The sequence below is a fragment of the Chloroflexus islandicus genome, assembly GCF_001650695.1.
Lineage (GTDB): Bacteria > Chloroflexota > Chloroflexia > Chloroflexales > Chloroflexaceae > Chloroflexus > Chloroflexus islandicus.
In genome coordinates this window covers 1-20,235 of sequence record NZ_LWQS01000114.1, presented here as the reverse complement: position 1 = coordinate 20,235, position 20,235 = coordinate 1, and the positions used below count along the sequence as shown (strand labels likewise).

The following is a 20,235-nucleotide window of genomic DNA, read 5'->3' as shown; positions in this document are numbered from 1 at the left end:
ATGGAGACATCCATGTACGACATGCTCGCTGCCTTAATCAACGGCACGCTGGGTTGGGGATGGCCGGAATGGGCGCTGAACCTGCTCAGCTATATCTTGGTCGTCACGATCGTGCTGGTGGTGGCGCCGCTCCAGATGCTCTTCTTCACCTACTACGAGCGCCGCGTGATTGCGCGCATGCAAGACCGGGTCGGCCCGAACCGGGTCGGCCCCGAAGGCATTTGGCAACCGATTGCCGACGGCGTCAAGATGTTTACCAAAGAAGACATCGTGCCGCAGGCTGCCGACCGGATCGTGCATTTCCTCGCGCCATGCGTGGTTGTGGCGCCGACAGTGTTGATGTTTGCGGTGGTGCCATGGGGGCCGGGGATGGTACCGGTTGATCTGCCGACCGGCCTGCTCTTCTTTTTTGCGATCTCGTCGATCAGCGCGGTGGGATTGATGATGGCCGGTTGGGCCAGCAACAACAAGTTTTCGCTGTTGGGGGCGATGCGGGCCGTGGCCCAGATGGTGTCATACGAGATTCCGGCAGTCCTCTCGCTGATCGCAATTGTGATCGTTGTGGGATCGCTCTCGATTAATGATATTATCGCGTATCAAACTGGCTTGATTGTGAGCAACCGCGACTTGCCCGGCATTCCCGATCTTGGGTTGGGTTGGTTTGTGTTTACGCCGGTTGGCTTTGTCGCCTTTATCGCCTTCTTTATTGCCGCTTTAGCTGAAGGCGAACGCACCCCGTTTGATATTCCCGAAGCTGACTCAGAGATTGTCGCCGGCTATATGACCGAGTATAGCGGCATGAAGTTCGGTCTCTTCTACCTTGCCCAATATGTGTTGAATTTCCTGCTCTGCGCGATCACGGCGATCATCTTCTTTGGCGGCTGGCAAGGGCCGGGGGTCGGCTGGCTCTACGCGCAAGGGATTACGCCGGAAAATCCCAACGGGAACGGCTTGTTCAATGTGCTGGCCGGGGTGCTGGGAGTGTTCTACTTCTTGCTCAAGACCTACCTCTTCTTCTTTGTGATGGTCTGGCTGCGCGGTGCGCTGCCCCGGCTGCGTATCGACCAGTTGATGGATTTTGGCTGGAAGTTTCTCATTCCGTTGACGCTGGCCAATCTGTTTAGCGCTGCGTTGTGGGTCGCTTTCACCCGCTGGGGCCCCGCCGAAGGCATGCTGATCACGGTTGGCTGGTCGCCGGTGTTGCGCTGGCTGGCGGCGTTTGTGGTGACGTTGGCGATCAATCTGGGTGTCTATCTGTGGCTGACGCGAGTCTACGCGGCGTCGCAGGCTGAACGGCGCCGGGCCGAGCTGGAAGAGTTGATTGCGGCGGGGTCGTGATGGTATCGCTGCGCCTTCGCGTCGTTGCGTTTCGCAATTCAGACAGCAGGAACGTGTGATGGAAGTCGTTGTTCAAGTTGTCTTTGGGCTGATAGCCCTCTTTATTCTAGTCGCGGCGGCGATGGTGGTCTCGGTGCGCAATGTCATCCACTCGGCGCTGTGGCTGATCGCCTGTTTCTTCGGCGTTGGCGCGCTCTATCTGTTGCTCCAAGCCGAGTTTTTGGCGGTAGTGCAGGTGCTGGTCTACGTCGGCGCGGTATCGGTGCTGATCTTGTTTGCGATTATGCTCACCCGCCAGATCAGTGGCGAAGGGGTGCGCCAACTGACCTCGCGCTGGCCGGTGGTGCTCGTCGTCACTGTGCTGCTCTTTGCGACGGTGATGGCGCCGACTTTGATCAACCAGCAGTGGAATGTACCGCCGGCCCCGCCGTTGGGCACGCCGGAACCGATCGCTGGACCCGCCGAGTTGGGCCGCGGGTTTGTGAACGAGTTCCTGATCCAGTTTCAAGTGGTTGGCGTGCTGTTGACCGTGGCCCTGATCGGCGCGATCGTGATTGCGTTTGAAGAGCGAGCGCGGCGGCGCAGAGTGTTGACGTTGGCGGAAGAGTTGGAATTGAAGCGCCTGCGTGAACGCGCAACCCAGACCGAAACGCCTGAACCGGTAGAGGCCGAGCCGGTGGCGCGCGAGACGCGCCCCGCCAGTGAGGGGTGACAGATGCTGAATGCAGTGCCATTGCCGGCGGTGCTGACGCTGGCCGCCGCCCTCTTTTGCATTGGGTTGTTTGGCGCGCTCTCGCGCCGCAATCTGATTGGGGTGTTGATGGGGGTTGAGTTGATGCTCAATGCTGTCAACATCAATTTGGTCGCGTTTTGGCGCTATTTCGAGCCGCGCTACATCACCGGCCAGACCTTTGCCATCTTTATTATTGCGGTGGCCGCTGCCGAAGCGGCGGTCGGCTTGGCGATGGTGATTGCGGTCTATCGCCATTATGTGACCGTCAATGCCGATGAAGTGGATCAATTACGTGGGTAACGGTACGAGCGAATGAGTGTGGTGGTGTTGATCTAACCCGGAGCGCGTATGGCATTTTTCTTGCAAAATGCTTGGCTGATTCCGCTGTTGCCGTTATTGGCTAGCGCCATCATTACGCTCACGCCGATCCGGCGGCAGGCGATGGCGAGCGCGTGGCTGGCCACCGGCTTGATGATGGTGGCGACGGTGCTGGCGCTCGGCTTGTTGGCGGCGGTGGCCGGCGGGTGGGCATTGCACCACGGTGAGCTGGTGCAGCTTGCGGCCCATCACGGCGAGCACGGCGCGTTTGCCTTCCCCGAACCGAATGTGGTGCAGCGGCTGGTGTGGGCGCCGGCTGGCGATACGGTGTTGCAGATGGGGATCTACATTGATGGCGCAGCAGCAGCGATGCTGGCCATGGTGACGATCACCTCGACCTGCATTCACCTCTTCTCGATCGGGTATATGGCCGCGCACCCGCGCCAGAGCCGCTTCTTCAGCTTTATCGCGCTCTTTACGGCGGCGATGTTGCTGATGAGCATGGCCGATAACCTGCTCCTCTTCTTTATGGCGTGGGAGATTATGGGCCTCTGCTCGTACCTGTTGATCGGCTTCCTCTACGAGCGGCCCAGTGCGGCCCGCGCTGCGGTGAAGGCGTTTATCACCACCCGCATCGGCGATGTCTTGTTGCTGTTGGGGATTGTCTATCTCTATGCGCAGGCTGGCGGGATCGGTTTTGGCAATGAGGAAGGCGGCATCTTCTATCCGCCGCTGCTTGAGCGACTGGCGAGCGAAACCGGCGCGCTCGGTCTGAGCCACGCCGCGGGGATTGCGCTGCTGATCTTTGGCGGTACGGTCGGCAAATCGGCCCAGTTCCCGCTGCACGTCTGGTTGCCGGACGCGATGGAAGGCCCAACGCCGGTGTCGGCCCTCATTCACGCTGCAACGATGGTGGCTGCCGGTGTCTTTCTGGTGGCACGCACCTTCCCCATCTTTGCCGCCGACCCGACCTCGTTGGGAGTGGTGGCCTTTATCGGCGCGTTTACCGCTCTCTTTGCGGCGACGATTGCCTTGGCCCAGTTCGATATCAAGCGCATTCTGGCCTATAGCACCCTCTCACAGCTCGGCTTTATGGTGGCGGCGCTCGGTGTGGGCGGTTGGGTGGCGGCGATGTTCCACCTGATAACCCATGCCTTCTTTAAGGCCCTGCTCTTCCTTGGGTCGGGATCGATTATTCACGCCATGGAGCAGCAGCCGGCGATCCAGCGCATCCATCACGACGACGAATACGCCGCCCAACAGACGGCCCAAGACATTCGCAATATGGGCGGGTTGCGCACCCGCTTGCCGTGGACGTTCTGGACGTATACCGCCGGCTATCTGGCGCTGGCCGGCATCGTGCCGTTTGCCGGCTTCTGGAGCAAAGACGAGATTTTGCTCGACGCCTTTAAGCACAATCTGGCCGTATATCTGACCCTGAGCGCAGCGGCGTTCTTGACCGCGGTCTATATGACCCGCCAGTGGTGGCTGGTCTTCTTTGGCGAGTATCGCGGCGCGCATCCGGTGGTGTTCCAGAACCCCGACGCTCCGGCTGGCCATGCTGAGCACGGGCACGATGATCTCCACCACGACGACCATCACCACGATCACGGCGAGCACTGGCACGAAGACCCGCGCATGATCGCGGCGTTGGTGGTGCTGGCTAGCTTTGCCGTTACTGCCGGCGCATTCAACCTGCCGTTCGACGGCCCCGGCGGGCATTGGCTGGCGAGCCTGTGGGGGCAAGAGGCGGCGAAGCTGAATCCACTGGTGGCTGGGTTATCGTTGCTGATCGCGCTGGCCGGGATTGGGTTGGGCTGGTATGGCTACCGCAACGCCTTCGCGACTGCGACGGAGACCGATCCACTGGCGGCGCGCGCGCCGAGGTTGTTTGCCATCCTCAATGCCAAGTACCGGATCGATGAGCTGTACGCGGCGACAGTGGGCCGGTTGACCGCGAGCCTCGCAACGGCATGGTCGCTGATCGACCGCTCGGTGATTGACCGGCTGGTTGATGGGATGGGCCGCTTTACCTTCGGCTTGGGCAAGGTCAATTTCATCATTGACGACACCTTGCTCAACGACGGGCCGGATGGCTTGGCGAGCGGCACTCAAGGCACTGGCCGCCAAGCGCGCCGGTTGCAGACCGGCAAGGCCCAAGATTACTTGATCTATGTCTTTAGCGGTCTCTTGGCGCTGGCTGTGTTCTGGCTGTATGTGATTGGGCGATAGCGTATGAATCTGCCAGAGTATCTTCTTCCTGCCGCCGATGGCGTGCCGTGGCTGACCTTGCTGGTGCTGTCGCCGCTGGTTGGCATTGCCTTGATCGGACTGTCATGGCTGCTGAAGCTCGATGAGCGGACGATCAAGACCGGTGTGCTGGCGTGGACGGGGGTGCCGCTGTTGTTGGCCGGCCTGATCTGGGCGCGGTTTGATCCGAATGCGGTGGCGAGCGGGCAAGGCGTGGTGCAGTTGGTCGAGCGGGTACCGTGGATTCAGGCCATCCGGGTTGACTATTTTCTCGGCGTTGATGGCCTGAGTCTGCCGCTGGTGCTGCTAACCGCAGTGATGACACCGGTGGCGGTGATCGCCAGTTGGGGCGTCAGCGAGCGGGTGCGGGCGCATCTAGCGTTGCTGCTCTTGCTTGAAGCGGCCATGCTCGGCTACTTTGTTGCGCTCGATTTCTTCTTCTTCTTCATCTTCTGGGAATTCAGTCTGGTGCCGGCCTTCTTCCTGATTCAAAACTGGGGCCGCGAACAGCGCCGCTACGCCGCCTTCAAGTTCTTTGTCTACACGATGGCCGGCTCGCTCGGCATGCTGCTGCTCTTCCAATTGATCTATCTGTCGGTGCGGCAGGCCGGCTATCCGACCTTCGATCTGATCGCGCTGGGCCGGTTGGGGCAAGGCTTGCCGGTAGCCGGGGTCGAAGGCAATCTGCGCGACATTCTCTTTGCCTACCTTGAGCAGATCGGCGTGACCAATGCGCTGGGCCGCTATCCGCTGCTCTACAGCAGCATCGCGATGTGGGCGATTTTCATTGCCTTTGCGATCAAGCTGGCGGTATGGCCATTCCATACTTGGTTGCCCGACGCCTACGCCGAAGGGCCGACCGCAGCCAGCATCTTGCTCTCGGCGGTGATGAGCAAGATGGGGGCGTATGGCATGCTGCGGCTGTTGCTGCCGTTCACTCCCGACGCAGCACAGTATTTCGCGCCGGCGCTGGCCGCGCTAGCGGTGGTTGGCGTGGTCGCCGGAGCCTTCGGTGCGTTGAACCACGTCAATGGCGATATCAAACGCCTGATCGGCTACACCTCGATCAACCACATGGGTTACGTGATGCTGGCGATTGCCGGCGCAGCGGCGGCGGGCGAAGCTGGGGTGGCGGCGCGGGCTAGTGCGATCAACGGTGCCTTAGTGCAGATGGTGGCCCACGGCCTCAGCACCGGTGCGCTGTTCTATCTGGCGGGGGCCTTGTACGAGCGCACCGGACGCTGGGAGCTGAGCGGCTTGGGTGGCTTGCGCGCGAGCGCGCCAACCTTTGCCGGCGTGATGGGGATTGCCCTCTTTGCCAACCTCGGCTTGCCGGGATTGGCCGGTTTCGTCGGCGAATTCTTCATCTTCCGCGGCGCGTGGGCGACCCTGCCCTTCTTCACCGCGCTGGCGGTGATTGGGTTGGTGGTGACGGCGCTGGCCTTGCTGCTCATGTTTCAGCGCATCTTCCTCGGCCCGGCCACTGGCAACCCGCGCGCGATCGCCGATCTGCGTCCGCAGGAATTCTGGACGATGGCGCCGATCTTGCTCTTGTCACTGTTGATTGGCGTCTATCCAGCGCCGTTGATGAATTTGGGCAATGCTGCCGCCGGGCAATTGGTCGCTATCTTTACGCGGGTGTTGGGGTAGGTCTGAAGCCGGCACAGTGGTTGGCTGCAAACTCCTCCAACCACTGCCGGATTGCGCAAAGGTGATTGCATGGGGTTGATAACACTTCCCGCCGATGTGCCGTGGCTAAGCCTGATCTGGCTGAGCATGCTGGTACCGGCGATCATCATCGCCGTCATTCCCGATCGCTACCCCGACCTCATGCGGTGGGTGGGAGCGGGATTCGCGCTGCTGTCGCTCATCTTGTCGCTGTTGGTCTTTTTGGCCTACGATCCGGTGAAGGGCGGCTTCCAGTTCATCGAGCAGCTCGACTGGATTCCGCAACTCGGCATCAGCTACTTGCTCGGCGTTGATGGGATCAACTTGCCGATGCTGCTGCTCAACGGGATCGTGATCTTTACCGGTGCGTTGATGAGCTGGAACATCGAAGAGCGCACCAAAGAGTATTGGGTCTGGTTGTTGCTGCTCACCACCGGCGTGTATGGCGTCTTTAGCGCGCTCGATCTGTTCCTCTTCTTCGTCTTCTACGAGCTGGCGGTCTTGCCGATGTATTTGCTGATCGGCATTTGGGGCAGCACGCGCAAAGAGTACGGCGCGATGAAGCTGACCCTGTTTTTGATGGCCGGCAGCGCGTTGGTAATCATCGGCATGATCGGGCTCTACTTTGGCAGCGGCTTGCGCACCTTCAATATGCTGGTGCTGGCCGAGCAAGGCTTCATCTCCGGCAACCTGCAATGGCTGCTCTTCCCAGCGTTGTTCGTTGGGTTCGGCGTGCTGGCCGGTATGTTCCCCTTCCACACGTGGAGCCCGACCGGTCACGTGGCGGCGCCGACGGCGGTGAGTATGTTGCACGCTGGGGTGTTGATGAAGCTGGGTGCGTATGGTTGTCTGCGGGCGGCGATGTGGCTGATGCCGGTCGGAGCGCGTGATTGGCTGCCGATTATTGCCGTGCTCACCATCTTTAACGTTGTCTATGGCGCCAGCATCGCGATGGTGCAACGCGACGCTAAGTTCATCATCGGCTATTCGTCGGTGAGCCACATGGGCTTGGTGGTGATGGCGCTGGCCGCCGGCACCCAGATAGCGCTGTTGGGAGCCGTGTTGCAAATGTTTGCCCACGGCATTATGACGGCCCTCTTCTTTGCGGTGGTGGGGCGGATGATCTACGACCGCACCCACACCCGCCAATTGCCCGAATTGGGCGGGTTGGGCCGGGTGATGCCGTTTGCGGCGGCGATGTTCATTCTCGGCGGTCTCTCCTCGATGGGTATGCCGGGGTTGGCCGGCTTCTGGGCCGAATTCAACATCTTCATCGGCGTCTGGGAACGCTACCCGTTGGTGGCGGTGATTGCCGCGTTGAGCATCCCGATCACCGGCGCGTACATTCTGCGCGCGGTGTGGTCGGTGTTTTACGATGAGGTGAAGAATCCCGAATTTTTGCACCTGCCCAAGCTGACGTGGCAAGAGTACACCGGGGCGCTGATTTTGGCAGTAGTGCTGGTTGGGTTGGGGTTGTACCCGGCGTGGATGACCGAGTTGATCGATACCGCGGTGCGTCCGCTGGCGGCGCGGTTGAGTGAAGTGGCGGTGGCGCTGCGGTGATCAACGCCAAGACGCAGAGGGGGCAAAGGCGCAGAGGGTTACACGCAAAGGCGCAGAGGGCGCAGAGGTGCGCAAAGGGAAAATAGGTAGAGACGGACGGATGTCCGTCTCCAACCAGTCACAGTGGGCAAATATCTGTAGCGACGGACGTCCGTTCGTCTCCTGCCCCATATCGGTCAACGCCAAGGCGCAGAGGGGGCAAAGGCGCAGAGGGTTACACGCAAAGGCGCAGAGGGCGCAGAGGTGCGCAAAGGGAAAATAGGTAGAGACGGACGGATGTCCGTCTCCAACCAGTCACAGTGGGCAAATATCTGTAGCGACGGACGTCCGTTCGTCTCCTTCCCCATATCGGTCAACGCCAAGACGCAGAGGGGGCAGAGGCGCAGAGGGTTACACGCAAAGGCGCAAAGGGCGCAGAGGGACGCAAAGCGAAAACAATGGTAGCGACGGACGGATGTCCGTCTCCTGCCCCATTAAAACGCATGTTAGATTGCATTGTTCAGCATCAACACGGCTGGGTGTGAGCGCATCACAACGAGGGACGTATGTTTCAACTAACCGACATCCCGCGCCTCTTGCCAGAAATTTTGCTGCTGGTGCTGGCGCTGTTGGTGCTAGGGTCGGATATTCTCGAAAAATGGGGGCGCACGCCGCAAGCGCAGCTTGAACGGGTTAAGTCATCGGCGTCGCTCACCTCAATCGGGTTGGGGATGGTGCTGGCAGTGGCGCTCTTGCAGAGCGGCTACATCTACCAGTTGCCGGAGACAGCGCCGGTCAATTTCTTCACCAACATCATCCGCAACTTGCAGAGCGGCGGGCCGGGTGGCGATCCGGTAGCCGGCGTGTTTGTGGTCGATCATCTGACCATGATCGCACGGTTACTGCTCATCGGCGCGGCTCTGCTTACGAGCTTGCTCTGTCTCGATGTGCGGCCCAATGCCCACCCCGGCGAATTCTACGCACTGATTGTTTTCGCCACCCTCGGCATGTGCCTGATGGTGGGGGCCAACGAGCTGTTGCTAGCCTATTTGGCAATTGAGCTGACCTCGATCCCGCTCTACCTGCTGGCCGGTTATTTCCACAATCAAGCGCGCTCGGCGGAAGCGGGGTTGAAATACTTCTTGTTTGGGGCGATCTCGTCGGCGATCTTGCTCTACGGGATGAGTATGGCCTTTGGCGCGGCGCTGAATGGGGTGGGTGGAGCGACGAACCTGAACGACCTCACCCGCTTTGACCGCATCGGCGCACTCACCCCGTCGAGCGGCGGCCTGATCACGTTGGCAATGTTGTTTATTGTCGCCGGGATGGGCTACAAACTGGCGGTCGTGCCGTTCCACGCTTGGTCGCCGGACGTGTACGAAGGCGCGCCGACGCCAATCACGGCCTTTATCTCGACTGCCTCGAAGGCGGCGGGGTTCATCCTGCTCTTCCGTCTGCTGACCGAGACCTTCCCGGCGATGGCTGGCGCGCCGGTGTTGGGTGAGGCAGCGGGCGGTTGGACGGGAGTGCTGGCGGTGCTGGCCTTGCTGACGGTGGTGTTCGGCAATCTGGCGGCGCTGCCGCAGAATAATGCCAAGCGTCTGCTAGCCTATTCGAGCATTGCCCATGCTGGGTTTGTGGTGTTGGGTTTGCTGGCGTGGGCGGCGGCGCAGCAATTCGACCGCGAGCAGGGCTTGGTTGCGCTGCTCTACTACCTGATCATCTATAGCCTCACGAATATCGGCGCGTTTGGCGCGCTGGCGCTGATCGGCCAGCAAGTGGGAGGCGACGATTTCGAGCATCTGCGCGGTCTGGCGCGGCGCAACTTGCCGCTGGCGCTGCTCTTTACCGTCTGCATCCTTTCACTGGCTGGCATCCCGCCGCTCGGCGGCTTCTTCGCCAAGTTCTACATCTTTATGGCCGGCTGGCAAAGCGGCGCAACGTGGCTCGTCGTCATCGCGGTGGTGATGACGATTGTCAGCCTCTACTACTACCTGCGCTTGCTGAAGGTGATGTTCATCGAACCGGCGGTTGACACGACGCCGCTGCCGATGTCGCGCGGGGTGGCGGCAGCGTTGACGATTGCGGCGCTGGGAGTGCTGGCGTTGGGTATCTTCCCGAACGTGATTTTGAGTGTGTTAGAACGGGCGTAACAGCCAGTCGCAAAGCGAACCAAGACGGTCAACGCAAAGCCGCAAAGCGAGCAAAGGCGCAGAGAGACAAAACGCAAAGGCGCAACGGACGCAGAGGGCGCAGAGAGGTTTTGGGGGAAATAGCCACGAAAAGACACAAGAGTGTAACATCATACGTTTGTGGCTTTTGCGTGTTTTTGTGGCTATTTCCTTCCTCGGCGTCCTCTGCGGTAAACAGACCCTCACCCCCTCCCTCTCTCCCGTAACACGGGAGAGGGGCGCTGCGGTCTCGCGTGCCACGATGCCTTGCCCGCAAACTACGCGGCTCCCCCTCTCCCGCCGTGAGGTGGGAGAGGGGGCCGGGGGATGAGGGAGTCAACGCAAAGGCGCAAAGTGAGCCAAGGCGCAGTAGAGCCGGACGGCTGTCCAGCTCCGCAAAGACGCAAAGAACGCAGAGGGCGCAGAGGGGGATGGGGAAACGCCGCTAGAAGCCATAAGCGTTTCCTGTCATTTTTTTGTGGCTTTTGCGAGTTTTTGTGGCTATTTCCTTCCTCAGCGGTAAACAGACCCTCACCCCCTCCCCCTCTCCCGTAACACGGGAGAGGGGCGCTGCGGTCTCGCGTGCCACGATGCCTTTCCCGCAAACTACGCGGCTCCCCCTCTCCCGCCGTAAGGTGGGAGAGGGGCCGGGGGGTGAGGGAGTCAACGCAAAGCCGCCAAGCAAGCAAAGGCGCAGTAGAGCCGGACGGCTGTCCAGCTCCGCAAAGACGCAAAGAACGCAGAGGGCGCAGAGGGGGATGGGGAAACGCCGCTAGAAGCCATAAGCGTTTCCTGTCATTTTTTTGTGGCTTTTGCGAGTTTTTGTGGCTATTTCCTGCTTCTGCGTCCTCGGCGATCTTTGCAGTGAACTGTTTGCCCCCACCCCGTGCCCCTCCCCCGCTGGGGGAGGGGTAAAGGCGTGCTGGTGATGGGGAATGCGGCAGTGAACTGCCGCACTCCATATACCTTCTTTCGTGGCTTTTGCGTGTTTTTGTGGCTATTTCTTTCTTTGGCGACCTCAGCGGTACATAGCTTGCCCCGCTGGGGGAGGGGTAAAGGCGTGCTGGTGATGGGGAATGCGGCAGTGAACTGCCGCACTCCAGCAGGCATGATTACCGCTCCAGCGGTTTTGCGGGATCGTTGCCCCATTCATTCCACGAGCCATCGTAGATCGCGACGCGGCGACCGCTGACGATCTCGAAAGCGATAGCGGTCGGGGTGGCTGAGACGCCGCCGTTGCAGTAGGCGACCACTTCCCGATCGGCGGCGGCATCAGGATCAATCCCGGCGGCGAGGAAGCGTTCGCGGAGCTGATCGGGTGAGAGATAGGTTTGGTGCGGCCCGCTGACCAGACTCTGGTAGAAGACGTTGCGCGCGCCGGGGATGTGGCCGCCGCGGGCAGCGCGTGACTCGAAGCCGCGATACTCTTGTTCGTTGCGAGCATCGATCAAGAGCAGGTCGCTGCCTAGCGCCTGCAACATCTGATCGGCGGTCTTGCGCAGATGCGGTTGCGGGCGCGGGGTGAAGGTCGCCGGCGGATAGTTGGGCACTTCGGTGGTGAGAGGACGGCCTTCGGCCAGCCACTTGACCAAGCCGCCATTCAAAATCCGCACCTGCTCGAAGCCGTAATAGCGCAGCACCCACATCAGGCGGCCAGCGAACATCGAATACCAGTCATCGTAAGCGACAACTACCGTATCATCGCCAATCCCGCGTTGGCCAAGCTCGTGAGCGATTTTGGCGGGTGGCGCGACCTGCACCAGCACCGGATCGTCGAGATCGACAATGTCCCGCGTCCAATCAATATAGACCGCGCCGGGGATGTGACCGGCGGCGTAGTCTTCGTGGCGGGCAAAGTAGTGGGGTTTGGGAGCGGTCGGCGGCAAGACGGTGCCGCGCATATCGACGATGCGCAGGCTGGGATGGCCGAGGTGAGCAGCCAGCCAGTCAGTTTCAACTAACGGGCCGGGTGGCAGTTCGAGCGTCATAGCAATACTCCTCTCACGGCAAAGACGCTAAGGAAGCAAAGGCGCTAAGGGTGTAAACGCAAAGACGCAAAGTGCGCAAAGAGCGCAGAGGGTTTTGAATGGGGACTCGGTAACAGAGACGTTCATCCCAAAACCTTGGCGAACTCTGCGTCCTTTGCGCCTTTGCGTTTTCCTGATCAGACGATGATATGCATGTTCAACCAACAGGCCAGAGAACGCAAAGGGATCGTAACGCAAAGACGCAGCGTGCGCAAAGCTCGCAGAGGGTTTTGAAAGGGGCCTCGATAGCAGAGACGTTCATCCAAAAAACCTTTGCGAACTCCGCGTCCTTAGCGCCTTTGCGTTTTATCTCATTGCGTTTTCAAGATCAGACGATGATCGTCATCGGCGCAGCAGCTTACGCAGCTCTTGCAGATACTGCGCAGCCACGGCGCAGAGAGATCGTAACGTAAAGACGCAGCGTGCGCAAAGGGATCGTAACGCAAAGACGCAAAGTGCGCAAAGAGCGCAGAGGGTTTTGAATGGGGACTCGGTAACAGAGACGTTCATCCCAAAACCTTGGCGAACTCTGCGTCCTTTGCGCCTTTGCGTTTTATCTCATTGCGTTTTCAAGATCAGACGATGATCGTCATCGGCGCTTCCAGCAGCTTACGCAGCTCTTGCAGATACTGCGCAGCCACGGCGCCATCAACGATGCGGTGATCGGCGCTGAGAGTCAGATTCATCACCTGCCCGATCACGATCTGATCATCACGCACCACTGGCACTTTGCGCACCGCGCCGACGGCCAGCGAAGCGGCCTGCGGCACCGAAATGATCGATCCGAACTCGACAATGCCGAACATACCGAGATTAGTGACTTGGAAGGTCGCGCCTTCCAGTTCGTTCTGCTTGATCTTGCCCTCGCGGGCGCGCAGGGCCATATCGCGGATTTCGGCGCTGATCACGCTAATGCTCTTCTTGTCAGCGTCGCGCACGACCGGCGCCACCAATCCATCATCGAGGGCAACGGCCACGCCGATATTGATCTGGCTGTGGCGCACGATTCCCGGCTGGCCGTCGGCAGTCTGGCTAAAGCTGGTGTTGACGGCGGGCACCTTGGCGAGCGCCTTAGCTGCCGCCTTCACGATCAGATCATTAACCGAGACGCGGGTGCCGCTGGCGGCGATCTGCTCGCGCAGCGCCATCAACGCATCGGCATCAACCTCAATCGTGAGGTAGATATGGGGCACGCCGGGCTTGCTCTCGTTCATCGCGCGCGCGATCGCCTTGCGCATACGGCTCATTGGCTCAGCGCCGGCCAGCGTGGGAGCGGGGGCGGGAGCTGGTGCGCGGGTTGGTGCGGGCACAGGTGCGGGGGCCGGCGCGGGCACAGGTGCGGGGGCCGGCGCGGGCGCAGCGACTGGCGCCGGAGCTGCCGTACCACGGCGGGCCGCGAATTCCTCGACATTCTCCTTGATAATCCGGCCACCGGGGCCAGTGCCGGTGACTTGGCGCAGATCGATCCCCAACTCTTCGGCGAGACGGCGGGCCACCGGCGAGGCCTTAATCCGCCCGTTCTCGTCACTGGTAGCGACGGTGACTGTCGCAGGCGGTGCAGTCACTGCGGCAGGCGCAGCCGGGGCAGGGGCGGGAGCCGCCGCAGCGGGGGTTGGTGCAGCCGGGGCAGCCGCCACCGTCGCTGAGCCGTCGCCGATAATCGCAATCGGCTGCCCGATCGGCACGGTCTGCCCTTCGGGTACCAAAATCTGCTGGAGCACGCCGACCTCAAACGCTTCCAATTCCATCGTGGCCTTATCGGTCTCGATCTCAGCGATAATATCGCCCACGGCGATCGAATCGCCGATCTTCTTCAACCAACGGCCCACCGTACCTTCCGACATCGTGTCGGAGAGACGAGGCATGGTTACTTCACCCATGGAGCCTCCCATGATTGATACTATGAGTGTGCATCTTGCGGATGGCGGGGTTGTGACCCCTCACCCTAGCCCCTCTCCCTGTTTGCGGGGAGAGGGGCTTATACTCGCCGATAACCGGGTTCAGCGCGTACGTTTCGTACCGCTCATAACCTGCCGGATGGCGTAGATCAAGCTATTGGCATTCGGTTTCGAGGCCGCCGACAGCTCTTTGGCGTAGGGCAGCGGCACCTCAAGCCCGGCAACGCGCTGCACCGGCGCATCGAGATAATCAAATGCCTCTTCCTGAATGGTGGCCGCAATCTCGGCGGTCACGCCATACGAATACCAATCTTCGGCGATGACCACGGCGCGATTGGTCTTCTTGACCGACTCGATAATGGTGGGGCGGTCGAGCGGGCGCAGCGAGCGCAAGTCTACCACCTCGACGCTAATCCCCTCTTGCTCCATACGCTGGGCGACTTGCAAGGCGACCGCGGTCATGCGAGAGTATGAAACAACGGTGACATCAGTTCCCTTCCGCTTCACTTCAGCGATCCCAATCGGTACCACGTAGTCATCATCTTCGGGTACCTCACCCTTGGTATCGTAGAGGGCCAGCGACTCGATAAAGATCACCGGATCGTCGTCGCGAATGGCGGCGCGGAGCAAGCCCTTGGCATCGTAGGGCGTTGCCGGGGCGACAACCTTGAGGCCGGGGCAATAGGCAAACCAATTCTCGAACGACTGCGAGTGGGTGGCCGCTAGTTGGCCGGTGCCGCCGGATGGCGTGCGAATCACCAGTGGCACACTCACTTGCCCGCCGAACATATAGTGAATTTTCGAGGCATGGTTCACGATCTGGTCAATCGCGACCAGAATAAAATTGATGGTCATAATCTCGACCACCGGGCGCAGGCCGAGCATCGCCGCGCCGATGGCCACGCCGACGAACCCTTCTTCAGCGATCGGAGTGTCAACGACCCGCTTGGGGCCGAATTCGGCCAACAGGCCCTCGGTCACGCGGTACGAACCTTGAAAGACCCCGATCTCCTCGCCCATCAAGAGCACATTCGGATCGCGGGCCAACTCCTCGCCCAGCGTATCGTTCAACGCTTGGCGGTACGTAATCACAGGCATAACAACCTCTTACTTGTTCAGACACGCCGTATTGTAGGCGTTGCTGCGCTGCACCTCACCGCTAGAACTCGCCGTGATTAATCTTCACAGCGCGGATGGCATCCTCAGCGGTCGGCGTATTTGGCACCGGCGTCGCGTACATATACTTATAGAGATCTTCAAACTTGGGATCGGGGCTATTGTTGGCGAAGTCAATCGCCTCTTGCACTTCGCGCTCGACCCGATCGGCCACGCTCTTCAGCCATGCGTCATCAACAACGCCGTGATCGAGCAAGAGGGCGGCAAACTTACGGATCGGATCGTACAGCTCGCGCCCGCGGCGCACCGCTTCCGGATCGCGGTAGCGGTCAGAGTCGATCACCGAGTGGCCGCGGAAGCGGAAGCTGACCGCGTCGATAATCGCCGGTTCGCCTTCGGCCTCGGCGCGGACGCGCAAGCGGCGCACCACATCGCGCACTGCCAGCACATCGGTGCCATCGACCCGTTCGCCATAGACGCGGAACGAAGCGCCCTTCTTCCACAAATCCGGTTCGGATGAACCGGCCTCCACCGAGGTGCCCATCCCGTAGCCATTATTGACGATAAAGAAGAGCACCGGGCACTTCCAGATTTTGGCTAGATTCAATGACTCGTAGAACGCGCCAATGTTGGTGGTGCCATCACCCATCTGGGCAATGACCACCCCCGGCTTGCCCTGATAGCGCAGCGCATACGCCGCGCCGACGGCAAGCGGCACCTGCCCGCCGACGATCGCGTAGCCACCCATAAAGTTGGTTTTGCGATCGAACAGGTGCATCGAACCGCCGCGCCCGCCGGAAACGCCGGTCTCTTTGCCGAACAGTTCGGCCATCACCGGGCCGGGGGGCACGCCGCGCGCAATAATGTAACCGTGCTCGCGATAATTGGTGAAGATGTAGTCGTCGGGAGTGAGGGCGGCCATGAGGCCGACGATAGTGGCTTCTTCGCCGAGATTGAGGTGGCAGTATCCGCCAATTTTCGCTTTCACGTACATTTCGCCGGCGCGCTCTTCAAATCGCCGCAACAGCAGCATCTGATAGTAGTAATGCTTCAATTCATCGGCGGTAGCGCGCTCAAGGAGGGGCTGAGCCGCTTCGGCTACTTCGGCCATAGTTGAGACTCCTCTCGTATGCTGGGCGCTTCGCTCCGGCAGGATGAGTGTTCCCAAGTGTCGAAGCGACGCGCCATCTGGTATGTTCGCCACGCCCCCGCGGGCGGGTGACGCGCTTGGGATGGGCCAGACCCACAACTGATCTGGCAGCACGCAATTGTTTGGTGAAGGCAGATCGACAGTCTGCTGCGTGATGGCACAGCAGCAGCTTGGCGATCGATCAACCGGTTGCAAGCATAGCGTTAGCGCAACGGCCAGTGCTGCCCCAACGCCCTATTATTGTTACATGCCCGGCGGCACCACTTCGTGGGTGAAGGCGCTGGCGTCAGCGCCGCACCGTGGGCAATGTTTGGGTGATTCGAGTGAGCGCACGATCTCGCCGCAGACGCCGCACACCCAACGCATCGCAATCTGGCGCACAAGATCTGACCGGCTGACAATCCCGACCACTTTGCCGTTTTCCACCACCGGTACCCGCCGGATGCGCTGGTTGGTCAGCAGGTGCTGGATCTGCTCGACTTCGGTGTCGGCACTGACGCTGATCACGCTGCGGGTCATAATCTCTTTGACCGTGCGCCCCTCTTTGGCGATCAGATCGTGCTCGGTGACGAGACCAACCAAGATGCCGTGACCGTTAATTACCGGCAAGCCGCTGATCCGGTTGCGCGCCATCAGGCGGGCGGCATCTTCGACCGAGGCGTCATCAGTGATGCAAATCACATCACGGGTCATGATCTCGCGCGCTTTCATTCCGCTACACCTTTCGTTTCGCTATGTTGTATTCGTGATATTCTTCACGAGAGTAGTTGCACGAACAACTCTTCCTTAGTATAGCAGAGATTGGCAAGCTGGCGGCGTGGCAGGAATGTTAGGCGCAGCGGTGCGGTTAGCGACCAGTGCCGCGCACGAAGATGTCGGGCCATGGTTGGAAGGTGGTGGGGATCGTATCGCGCCGGCTGATTTCGCCATTGGTATAGACGGTGCGATAGACTTCGACCCGCAACCCGCCGCGCGCGGTATCGGTCTGCCGGATGACGCCAGCCGGCAGGGTGGGATCATCAACGTAGACTGGCTGGGTCGGGGCCGGGGTGCGTTCGAGAATGCGGTAAGCGTATTCAACCCGGCGGTTGCTTGGCGGGCCATAGAGGATCATCGTCAATTGTTGGCGTTGCAGATCAACTTTGCTGGTCAAGAGCAGCCAGCCGCCGGTATCGTTGACAAACCGTAGATCGTGGACGCCGGTAAAGATGGCGGCATCGAGGCCGGGAGGTTCGCCAAGCTCTTCATACCAGCCGATGCGGAACGAGTGTTCGTGGCGTTCGGTGATTGGTAAGCCGGCGAAGAAGGCGGCGCGGAAGACGGTGGTGCTGACTTGGCAGAGACCGCCTCCCCATTCCTTTTGGGTGCGGTTGGCGACGATAGCCAGCCCCTCGACGAAGCCACGCTCCGGGGTGACCGGGCCGAGGGTCGTGTTGAACGAGAAGGCAGCGCCGGGCGGAATGAGCACGCCATCCATTTGGCGCGCGCCGGCTTGAATGTTGGTAATGCGATACTCAGCCGAGTTGCGAAATGAGCTGACCCCCACGCCAACCGGTTCGGTAATGCCCAATGCGGCGAGGTTATCGGCAGTGACCGGCGGCGGCAATTCGCGCAAGGGCAAGGTTACGGTGCGCTCGTGGCTGTAGAGTGCGCCATTAATGCGGGCTAGCGCCTCTTCGACCGCAAGGCCGCGACCGGGTGTGCCGGGGGTGCGGATACGCAGGTTGCCGTTATTCCAATCCACCCGCGGCAAACCGCCCTCTTCGCGCAGTGCAGCGGCGATCGGGGTCAACGCAGCGCGGATCGCGGCCTGATCGATCATGACAGCCATTGCCGGGCGGCCATCAATCGCGGTGAGACTGCGGAGCTTGATCCACGCGGCGATTTGGGGTACCGGCCATTCCCAGCGGCAACCGGCTGGGCACTGGCCGCCCCGCCCTTCGAGCCGGATTGGGCCGTGCAGCAGTAATTGCAGCTCGGCGACGGTGGGGGCGAGGTCTGCATCGCGCACGCGCGGTTCGAGCAGGCGAGTGCGGATCGTTACCTCTTGCGGTTGCAGACTCTGCACGGCAGCGGCAATATCGGCGATTGTGTCATCGATCAGCGTCTGCCGGCCCCACTGCTCTGCACCAACGACGATCACCCCATTGCGCAGGTCAACGCTCGCCTCAACCGGCGCGCGGTCGATCTCGGCGGCGATGGTGCGCAGTGTTTGCTGCGCGATGCGCTGGTCGAAGCGCAGGCGCAGCGGCAGATCAACGCCGTATTGCCATGTGGCGGCGGCGATGCGGGTATTGGCTTGCCAATTGAGATCGTGACCGAGGGCAAACGCCGCGTCGAGCGCCTCGTCAATCGCCAAACTGAGGCCAAGGTCTTCAGCCGCCGGTCGCCAGAGCTGGCCCTCGAAGCTCAGCGTTACCGGCGCGGCAAGGAAATCGGCGTAGCGACGGAGGAGCATAGCGCGGGCTTCGGCGCGGGTCAGACCGCCGATCGGCAAGCCACGCACGCTAATGTTAGGATAGATCCGTTCGGCTAGCAGCCGTTCGCCAAGCAAGATCGCGCCATAGCCAAGCAGCACCGCCAACCCGGCCAGTGCGGTGAGCACGAGCAACCATTCTATAACGCGCCACGGCCATGAACGGCGGGCGCGGGGCATCCGGGCTGGCAGCGGACGATCCATGATAGTCTCGCAATGGCATTCCAATGCGCAAAACAGCGATGACGTCTTCAGTCTAACGCGCCGTGGTAGCGGTGTCAAGTAGCCGCGCACGGCAGTGCTCGGCCCGGCAAAGGCCTGCCCCGGCGGGTTGAAGGGCGGACAGCACCCATGCGCGCAGATGGCTGCAATGCCCCCACCCCCAACCCCTCCCCCGCTGGGGGAGGGGCGGCCCTCACCCCTGACCCCTCCCCCGCTGGGGGAGGGGAGAGATGCTTTCGGGGGTAGGTATTTTGAGGTGAGCCAGCCTACCTCGTAGCATGGAATGGAGGTACCAATTCCACCATGATTCGGAGGTGCAGCATGACTCACCAAGAGGCAGTATCGGAATGGACAGCATGCGTGTCAAGCACCGTGCCCCACCTCAGCGCCCCGCAGGCGACGGTACTCGCGTGGTGGAGTTTCGGGATCGCGTGTACCCGGTCGTGTGGTCGCTTGACGGTGGCCACCTTTCTCGCGTTGCTCCGCACCCAGCAGGTGGCGACCATCGAGCAACGGTGGTACGAATGGTGTGTCGAGGCCCCACGCAAGGCCGGTACGCAGCGCCAAACCCTCGCTGTGACCACCTGTTTTGCCCCTCTCCTCGCGTGGATCGTGCGCGTGTGGCACGGGAAGCAGATCGCGCTCGCGCTCGATGCTACCACCCTGCACGACCGGTTCGTGGTGCTGACCAGCTCGGTCGTCGCTCGCGGAACCGGTATTCCCGTGGCGTGGACGGTGCTTCCGGCCGGTCAATCGCAGTCGTGGCGGCGCGCATGGCTGCGGATGCTCCGGATGCTCCGCCCGGCCATTCCGCCCGATGGGATGGTCATCGTGCTGGCCGACCGTGGCGTGGATGCGCGGTGGTTGGTTCGCCGGATCGTCCGCCTCGGCTGGCATCCCTTCTTGCGCAGCAACGCCGGTGCGAAGGTTCGCCCCGCGGGACAGGCACGGTGGTATTGGCTCCGCGAACTCGTGTCACCCGATGGGCAACCCCGGCAGGACGCCGGCACCTGTTTCAAGCATCCAGCCAGTCGCCTCCCCTGCACGCTGCTGGTGTGGGCCGTTGGTTCCCGAACCGTGGCCAATGATCCCGTCCCCGCGCGCACGGGATCACCTATGTTCGTCAGCTCGCGCAATGCCCACACCCCACCCCGTCCCCGCGCGACGGGATCACCCTTCCGCACCGATGGCATCCGGCAACTGGTTCTCGCCGCAGGAGGTGAGCCGATGAAATACCTACCCCCGAAAGGGGGCAAGGGGTGGGGGCATCAGCCCGCGCAGCGGGCTTCGTAAACCCAGCCCGGCCCTTCAGGGCCGGGTGCGGGA

At 61.3% G+C, this 20,235-nt stretch carries 14 protein-coding genes; 8 read left to right on the top strand and 6 right to left on the bottom strand.

What is annotated here, in order from left to right; genetic code table 11:
* Positions 1-12 precede the first annotated feature (12 nt).
* The 7 genes from nuoH to A6A03_RS18830 all read left to right on the top strand — a co-directional run bounded on the left by nuoH (position 13) and on the right by A6A03_RS18830 (position 10,002).
* On the top strand, positions 13-1,338 hold the full coding sequence (nuoH, locus tag A6A03_RS18860) for an NADH-quinone oxidoreductase subunit NuoH (RefSeq protein WP_066791363.1): 1,326 nt from the start codon (positions 13-15) through the stop codon (positions 1,336-1,338).
* Between the two features lie 58 nt (positions 1,339-1,396).
* Positions 1,397-2,050, top strand: a complete 654-nt coding sequence (locus tag A6A03_RS18855; protein ID WP_066791362.1) for an NADH-quinone oxidoreductase subunit J family protein — start codon at positions 1,397-1,399, stop codon at positions 2,048-2,050.
* Positions 2,051-2,053: 3 nt separating this feature from the next.
* The gene (nuoK, locus tag A6A03_RS18850; protein WP_012257849.1) at positions 2,054-2,371 is read left to right on the top strand and encodes an NADH-quinone oxidoreductase subunit NuoK; all 318 of its coding nucleotides are present in this window, start codon (positions 2,054-2,056) and stop codon (positions 2,369-2,371) included.
* Positions 2,372-2,419: 48 nt separating this feature from the next.
* The gene (gene nuoL, locus A6A03_RS18845; RefSeq protein ID WP_066791361.1) at positions 2,420-4,621 is read left to right on the top strand and encodes an NADH-quinone oxidoreductase subunit L; all 2,202 of its coding nucleotides are present in this window, start codon (positions 2,420-2,422) and stop codon (positions 4,619-4,621) included.
* A gap of 3 nt (positions 4,622-4,624) precedes the next feature.
* Positions 4,625-6,289, top strand: a complete 1,665-nt coding sequence (locus A6A03_RS18840) for a complex I subunit 4 family protein (RefSeq protein ID WP_066791359.1) — start codon at positions 4,625-4,627, stop codon at positions 6,287-6,289.
* A gap of 69 nt (positions 6,290-6,358) precedes the next feature.
* Entirely contained in the window at positions 6,359-7,870 is a 1,512-nt protein-coding gene (locus tag A6A03_RS18835) for a complex I subunit 4 family protein (protein WP_066791357.1), read from the top strand.
* 545 nt (positions 7,871-8,415) lie between these two features.
* On the top strand, positions 8,416-10,002 hold the full coding sequence (locus A6A03_RS18830) for an NADH-quinone oxidoreductase subunit N (RefSeq protein WP_066791356.1): 1,587 nt from the start codon (positions 8,416-8,418) through the stop codon (positions 10,000-10,002).
* 1,130 nt (positions 10,003-11,132) lie between these two features.
* Here the strand turns inward: A6A03_RS18830 and A6A03_RS18825 are convergent.
* From A6A03_RS18825 to A6A03_RS18800, 6 genes are all read right to left on the bottom strand, one after another.
* Positions 11,133-12,008 carry a sulfurtransferase gene (locus A6A03_RS18825; RefSeq protein WP_066791351.1) on the bottom strand — a complete coding sequence of 292 codons (876 nt, stop codon included), beginning with the start codon at positions 12,006-12,008 and terminating at the stop codon, positions 11,133-11,135.
* Between the two features lie 614 nt (positions 12,009-12,622).
* Complete coding sequence (locus tag A6A03_RS18820) at positions 12,623-13,927, bottom strand: dihydrolipoamide acetyltransferase family protein (RefSeq protein WP_066791349.1); 1,305 nt, start codon at positions 13,925-13,927, stop codon at positions 12,623-12,625.
* Between the two features lie 120 nt (positions 13,928-14,047).
* Complete coding sequence (locus A6A03_RS18815) at positions 14,048-15,043, bottom strand: pyruvate dehydrogenase complex E1 component subunit beta (RefSeq protein WP_066791347.1); 996 nt, start codon at positions 15,041-15,043, stop codon at positions 14,048-14,050.
* A 61-nt stretch (positions 15,044-15,104) separates the two neighbouring features.
* Positions 15,105-16,172, bottom strand: coding sequence for a pyruvate dehydrogenase (acetyl-transferring) E1 component subunit alpha (gene pdhA, locus A6A03_RS18810; RefSeq protein ID WP_066791346.1), 1,068 nt, complete (start codon positions 16,170-16,172; stop codon positions 15,105-15,107).
* Positions 16,173-16,454: 282 nt separating this feature from the next.
* Positions 16,455-16,922, bottom strand: coding sequence for a CBS domain-containing protein (locus A6A03_RS18805; RefSeq protein ID WP_066791345.1), 468 nt, complete (start codon positions 16,920-16,922; stop codon positions 16,455-16,457).
* 136 nt (positions 16,923-17,058) lie between these two features.
* Positions 17,059-18,891, bottom strand: coding sequence for a VanW family protein (locus A6A03_RS18800; RefSeq protein WP_066791343.1), 1,833 nt, complete (start codon positions 18,889-18,891; stop codon positions 17,059-17,061).
* A gap of 339 nt (positions 18,892-19,230) precedes the next feature.
* On the opposite strand from A6A03_RS18800, the gene A6A03_RS18795 reads away from it, so the two are divergent.
* Positions 19,231-20,202 carry a transposase gene (locus A6A03_RS18795; RefSeq protein ID WP_156525395.1) on the top strand — a complete coding sequence of 324 codons (972 nt, stop codon included), beginning with the start codon at positions 19,231-19,233 and terminating at the stop codon, positions 20,200-20,202.
* The last annotated feature ends 33 nt before the right edge of the window (positions 20,203-20,235 follow it).

What these genes read in the sequence shown, in the direction of transcription:
- nuoH (WP_066791363.1), top strand. Translation starts at nt 13, where the DNA reads ATGTACGACATGCTCGCTGCCTTAATCAACGGCACGCTGGGTTGGGGA.
- A6A03_RS18855 (WP_066791362.1), top strand. Translation starts at nt 1,397, where the DNA reads ATGGAAGTCGTTGTTCAAGTTGTCTTTGGGCTGATAGCCCTCTTTATT.
- nuoK (WP_012257849.1), top strand. Translation starts at nt 2,054, where the DNA reads ATGCTGAATGCAGTGCCATTGCCGGCGGTGCTGACGCTGGCCGCCGCC.
- nuoL (WP_066791361.1), top strand. Translation starts at nt 2,420, where the DNA reads ATGGCATTTTTCTTGCAAAATGCTTGGCTGATTCCGCTGTTGCCGTTA.
- A6A03_RS18840 (WP_066791359.1), top strand. Translation starts at nt 4,625, where the DNA reads ATGAATCTGCCAGAGTATCTTCTTCCTGCCGCCGATGGCGTGCCGTGG.
- A6A03_RS18835 (WP_066791357.1), top strand. Translation starts at nt 6,359, where the DNA reads ATGGGGTTGATAACACTTCCCGCCGATGTGCCGTGGCTAAGCCTGATC.
- A6A03_RS18830 (WP_066791356.1), top strand. Translation starts at nt 8,416, where the DNA reads ATGTTTCAACTAACCGACATCCCGCGCCTCTTGCCAGAAATTTTGCTG.
- A6A03_RS18825 (WP_066791351.1), bottom strand. Translation starts at nt 12,008, where the DNA reads ATGACGCTCGAACTGCCACCCGGCCCGTTAGTTGAAACTGACTGGCTG.
- A6A03_RS18820 (WP_066791349.1), bottom strand. Translation starts at nt 13,927, where the DNA reads ATGGGTGAAGTAACCATGCCTCGTCTCTCCGACACGATGTCGGAAGGT.
- A6A03_RS18815 (WP_066791347.1), bottom strand. Translation starts at nt 15,043, where the DNA reads ATGCCTGTGATTACGTACCGCCAAGCGTTGAACGATACGCTGGGCGAG.
- pdhA (WP_066791346.1), bottom strand. Translation starts at nt 16,172, where the DNA reads ATGGCCGAAGTAGCCGAAGCGGCTCAGCCCCTCCTTGAGCGCGCTACC.
- A6A03_RS18805 (WP_066791345.1), bottom strand. Translation starts at nt 16,922, where the DNA reads ATGAAAGCGCGCGAGATCATGACCCGTGATGTGATTTGCATCACTGAT.
- A6A03_RS18800 (WP_066791343.1), bottom strand. Translation starts at nt 18,891, where the DNA reads ATGGATCGTCCGCTGCCAGCCCGGATGCCCCGCGCCCGCCGTTCATGG.
- A6A03_RS18795 (WP_156525395.1), top strand. Translation starts at nt 19,231, where the DNA reads ATGACTCACCAAGAGGCAGTATCGGAATGGACAGCATGCGTGTCAAGC.